This window comes from Trueperella sp., from assembly GCF_043424875.1.
Lineage (GTDB): Bacteria > Actinomycetota > Actinomycetes > Actinomycetales > Actinomycetaceae > Trueperella.
Genome location: NZ_JBHWPL010000038.1, coordinates 1 through 4,870, shown reverse-complemented (window position 1 = coordinate 4,870; position 4,870 = coordinate 1). Strand labels below are relative to the sequence as shown.

Here is a 4,870-nt window from a genome sequence, read left to right as displayed (position 1 = left end):
GGAGGCACTCGAGATCCAGAACGCGGTGGAGTTCGGCTTGACCGCCGGCATCCACTCGCTCGATAGCGACGAGATTGCCTACTGGCTTGACCACGTGCAGGCCGGCAACGTGTACATTAACCGCGGTATCACCGGTGCGATTGTGCGCCGCCAGCCGTTTGGTGGGTGGAAGCGCTCGCAGGTGGGCACCGGCTCGAAGGCAGGCGGACCCAACCATCTGATCGGTTTGATGAAGGTCGCGCCGGCGCAGCGGTCAACCTCGTACGAGGGTGAACTTGATTCGTTGCATTACGCCACGCTCGACGCGCTCGATGCCCTGCACGAGAAGATCGACGACGACGGTGCGGAGGACTTCCGCTACGCGTTGCGTTCTGTGCAGGATGCGCTTGACGACGTGTACTTGGCCGAGGTGGACATCAGCGGGCTCGGCGTTGAGAAGAACGTCTTCCGCTACCGCCCCACCGAGGTGCTGGCACGCATCGAGGATCCGGCGGATTGGTGGAAGGCGGCTCCGATGCTGGCGGGCGCTGCTGACGGTGGAACTACGGTGACGCTGTCGGTGGGCGACGACCTGCGCGACACGGTTGCGCAGGCGCTGCGTGCCGGCGGCATCCGGGTGCTGACCGAGTCCACCGAGGACTGGCTGGCCGACCTCGCGAGCGATCCGACCGCGTTCCGCAAGATCCGCTACTTCGGCGACGACGCCCGGGGTGTGGCCGAAGCCGTTGACGGGTCAGTGGATGTGGCAATCTACTCGGATCCGGCCACGCTCAATGGCCGCGTGGATCTGCGCCCGTTCTTCCTCGAACAGGCCGTGGCCGCCACGAACCACAGGTTCGGCGACCACACGAGGGTGCTCGATGGTGTGATTTAAGCCGACGGCGCGCTCGGCGTTACTGGCGAAGCGGCGTGGTGGAGGACACTGACAGGTTGTCATCCACCACGCCGTTTGTGGTTGGGCCCGTGCGTTACGAGCGTCGGATTGGCAGTTCGCGGACGAACAGCCAGGCGATGCCCCATGCCGCGATGGCGCTCAGGGCGAGGATTCCCATCGTTTGCGCGAGGTTGAGGTCGATAACGAACGGCTGCGCGTACCGATTCACGAAGATCATTCCGCCCGAGATAATCAGCTGTAGCGCTACGAGTGCGATGAGGACTTTCCACCATACGAAGCGCACAAACGTACTCGCGGCAAATACGCCAACGGAATAGCCGACGATCTGGCCGAGTGGGATGGATAGGAGAGCCAGGGGGCTTACCCCGCGAATCTCCGGCATCATTGTCAGGGCGGATATGCCCCACAACAGGCCGGCCATCGCGGTCAAGAACGCGGTGATCAGACCGCCAATGACGGCCAACCGCAAGATGGTCTCTCGGCGTGTGGTGCCAGAACCGAGGTAGGTCCGCATGTGAGAACCGAGATAGACCCCGACCACGAAAGTGGCAATGATCGAGGCTCCCATCAAGCCCGCGGTGGAGTTCCAGACGGTTTCGATCGTATCGGTCTGCATCGCGCCGTATCCTTCCGAGACGAAGATCGTAAGTGCGAGTTTGTCTCGCGGTATCAGCATGAAGAACGCCGACACCAGCCAGGCAAGGCCGAGCACACCGGCGGGAACGACGAGTGACATCACTTCGTGTCGATTAAGTTTCATGATGACTCCTTATGACCTGCGCATGGGCAGGGTCGTTATCGCCGCGTACGTCACGGCGCCTCCCGCGAGGATGAGTCCTGCCGCACTTAAATAACCGCCTGCGATATCTCCCAGGATTGGAGCCGGGGAGATGTCGATGAAGAAGGAGGCGGACTCGTTTGCGGCCGACCCAAGTATGTCCGCCGCGATAATGACCATCAGCGCGATACCCAATCCGAAGATCACGGGCATCATGCGGAATCTGAGGAACAGCGCGGCGAGCATCGAACCCCACACATACATCGAAATGATCGTGGGCGGAATAAGAGCGACCGTCACCGCACTAACGCCGTCAAGCACCGGCCCTTCTCCGAGGAAGCTCAGCCCCCAGAACAGGGCAACCACGGCAATCAGAACGCCGACGCCAACCGCGCCGATCTTCACGTGGTTCGCCACAATTTCGCGGCGAGTCACGCCCGCGCCGATATACGTCCGGCTCGTAGCCAGCAACCAAATGCCGGCGACGAACGCGATGGTCTGGAAGGTCCCGACGAGCATCGTCGTCGTTGTCCACAAGAACGTGGTCGATACCGTCTCAATTCCCGCGCCGACAACCCAGTCTCCCGGCTCGTCAAGCCTGACGAACACGAGTGAGAGCACGAGCGCGATTACGATGGCGACGCCGATACTGCCCAGCCAGCCAAGGATGAGCTGGCGCTTGGTTCGTGAATCTTTGAGGATCATTGCTACGCCTCCGTCCCGTGCTCGCCGCGCTGATCGGCCTCGCCGGGCTGACCAGCCGCGCCGGGCTCGCGGGCCGCGCCGCCGTCGTCGTCGCGCTCCCGCAGACCCGTCAGCGCCTGGGCGCCAGTGCGCCGCGAGTTCGTCGCGGCAAGCACGTCGGTCAACGACGCAACGCGACCTGCCGTCGAGTAAGCCGCTCGAACGTCGTCGGCGGTGCCGGACGCTACGATCCGCCCGGCGTCCATAATCATCACGTTCTCGATGAGATTCTCGATCTCGTCCACGTTATGCGAGGAGATGATGACCGTGCGCGGGTAGGCGATGAAGTCTTGGAGGAGCGCGTCGTAGAAGTCGCGGCGCAATACCGCGTCCATGCCGAGGTGGACCTCGTCGAAGATGGTCAGCGGTGCGCGCGCTCCGATGCCAAGCGCCGCATAGAACGCCGACTTTTGGCCGCGCGAGAGTTTTTCGGGCGACTTTTTCAGGTCGATCTCCCATGCGTCGAGCAGGCTTTCCACGACCTCCCGGAGGAACGTGGGGCGCACGTGCTCCCACAGCGAGATTGTGTTGAGCAGCTTCGAATCCTCGTAGACGGCCGGCGCGTCGGACACGAGCGCGACGTTCGGCATGATGCGCGGGTTCTCCCACACGTCCTGCCCGTCCACGAGCACGCGGCCGGTGGCCTTCATCTGGCCGGCGATCAGCATCTCGAGCGTCGTCTTGCCAGAGCCGTTGCGCCCGAGCAGGCCCGTGATCTTGCCGGCCTCAATCGTTTCGGTCACATCGGCCACGGCGACGTGGCTGCCGTACTTGTAGCCAACATTGTGCAGTTCAACCGCGTAGGGCTGGTATGACGTATTCATTGGTCCTCCAAAATATCGTTCACGATGCCGCGAATTTCATCGGGGGTGTATCCAAGATCGAGTCCCTCGTAGATAGTGGGCGCGAGCCGGTCGCCTCGATACGATTCACGGCCCTCCCCGCGGAGAATGACGGCCGCCTCGTCCGTGACGAACATGCCTATCCCGCGTTGCTTGTAAATGATTCCGTCAGCGGCGAGTTGGTTGAAGGCCTTATTCGCCGTGGCGGGGTTGATTCGGTACGTGGTGGCGTATTGGGTAGTCGACATCAGTTGGTCGCCCGCCGAAAGCTCCCCTGCGAGGATTCGCTTGCGAATGTCGGTGTCGATCTGCATATAGATCGGCGTCTTTGAGTCAAAATCCAAAGCGTCTGCCACGGGCCCTCCCCTCTTTCTGTCTTGTTTCTGTCTCGCATCCGTTGCACGGTACGGCACTCGTCGCCCTGTTCACTGGTTAGTTACACGACTAATTAACCCATGAAGCCGTGGGTGTGTCAAGCCCTATCAAAAATTATTTGAGATCGGGCGCACCGGCTCCGAGCACAAAAAGGGCCGGTTCGCGCCGCAACACGAACCGGCCCACACACGTCGCTTTTTAAACGAGGATAAACACCAGCCACGTGAGCAGGAATCCTACGACGCCGAAAACGGTACTGAGCAAGGTCCACGTCCGTAGACCATCTTTCACACTCAATCCCAGGTACTTCGTGACAATCCAGAAACCGGAGTCATTGATATGCGACAGACCAAGGCCGCCGAACGCAATCGCGAGAGTCACGAGCACGATCTGGAGATCGCTGTAGCTCGCGGCGGCAATCGGCTCCGCCATCAACCCAGCCGACGTCAGGATCGCCACCGTCGCAGAACCCTGCGAGGCACGAAGCGCCGAGGAGATCAAGAATCCCGCCAAGATGATCGGCATATTCATCTCAACGAGCGTGCCCGCTAACGCCTTTCCGATACCTGACTGCACGAGCACGTTCGCGAACACGCCTCCAGCACCGGTCACGAAGACGATGACAGCCACATCCGGCAAAGCCGAGTCCAACACGGAACCGCGCTTTTCAAGACTCCAGCCCAACTTCGACCCAACCACCAAATAAGCCACAATGACACCCGTGAGGAGTGCAATTGCGGACGAACCAACCATGGACAGCCAGCGCTGGGCCGTACTCCCCTCCTCGAGCATCATGTTGCCAACGGTTCCCAGCATGATCTGCAAGATCGGCAAGAGGATGAGGATAACGACCGTTCCCGCACCAATATTTTTCACCCGGGTTTTCACGGAGTCGATAGCGACTTTTGCACCATCAGCCACGGTGACTTCTTCCGTTCTCATAGCGGGCGAATCCAGTAAGGAAATCGCGTCGGTAGGAACAATCTTGGCAGCCATAAATCCGATCGTCGCCGTCACCGCCGCGATCGGCAGTCCGATTGCAAGCATCATTCCAACGTCAGCTCCGGTAATTCCCGCCGCAGCAACTGGACCCGGATGTGGCGGGAGCGCCACATGCACGGTCAGGAGCGCACCGGCAACCGGTAGCCCAATTTTCAGCGGGTTAATGTTAGCAACCCGTGCGAAGCCAAAGATGATCGGCGCCAAGATAATGAAGCCGACGTCAAAGAAGATCGG

General features: G+C 60.9%; 6 protein-coding genes. 1 reads left to right on the top strand and 5 read right to left on the bottom strand.

All coding sequences use genetic code 11. The features are described from left to right. A partial coding sequence (locus ACHFFR_RS03340) for an aldehyde dehydrogenase family protein (RefSeq protein ID WP_394262860.1) occupies window positions 1–874 on the top strand: 874 nt, incomplete at its 5' end. A 94-nt stretch (window positions 875–968) separates the two neighbouring features. Here the strand turns inward: ACHFFR_RS03340 and ACHFFR_RS03335 are convergent. The 5 genes from ACHFFR_RS03335 to ACHFFR_RS03315 form a co-directional block, all read right to left on the bottom strand. Beyond that, on the bottom strand, window positions 969–1,655 hold the full coding sequence (locus ACHFFR_RS03335) for a hypothetical protein (protein ID WP_394262859.1): 687 nt from the start codon (window positions 1,653–1,655) through the stop codon (window positions 969–971). 9 nt (window positions 1,656–1,664) lie between these two features. Then, window positions 1,665–2,378: a hypothetical protein gene (locus ACHFFR_RS03330; RefSeq protein WP_394262858.1), complete on the bottom strand. Its 714-nt coding sequence runs from the start codon at window positions 2,376–2,378 to the stop codon at window positions 1,665–1,667. Window positions 2,379–2,380: 2 nt separating this feature from the next. Next, window positions 2,381–3,241 (bottom strand): ATP-binding cassette domain-containing protein, encoded by an 861-nt coding sequence (locus tag ACHFFR_RS03325; protein WP_394262857.1) that lies wholly within the window; start codon window positions 3,239–3,241, stop codon window positions 2,381–2,383. Continuing rightward, on the bottom strand, window positions 3,238–3,615 hold the full coding sequence (locus ACHFFR_RS03320) for a GntR family transcriptional regulator (RefSeq protein ID WP_394262856.1): 378 nt from the start codon (window positions 3,613–3,615) through the stop codon (window positions 3,238–3,240). The genes ACHFFR_RS03325 and ACHFFR_RS03320 overlap by 4 nt, the downstream gene beginning before the upstream one ends. 217 nt (window positions 3,616–3,832) lie before the next feature. Further along, the coding region (locus ACHFFR_RS03315) for a hypothetical protein (protein WP_394262855.1) at window positions 3,833–4,870 on the bottom strand (1,038 nt) is incomplete at its 5' end.

What these genes read in the sequence shown, in the direction of transcription:
- ACHFFR_RS03335 (WP_394262859.1), bottom strand. Translation starts at nt 1,655, where the DNA reads ATGAAACTTAATCGACACGAAGTGATGTCACTCGTCGTTCCCGCCGGT.
- ACHFFR_RS03330 (WP_394262858.1), bottom strand. Translation starts at nt 2,378, where the DNA reads ATGATCCTCAAAGATTCACGAACCAAGCGCCAGCTCATCCTTGGCTGG.
- ACHFFR_RS03325 (WP_394262857.1), bottom strand. Translation starts at nt 3,241, where the DNA reads ATGAATACGTCATACCAGCCCTACGCGGTTGAACTGCACAATGTTGGC.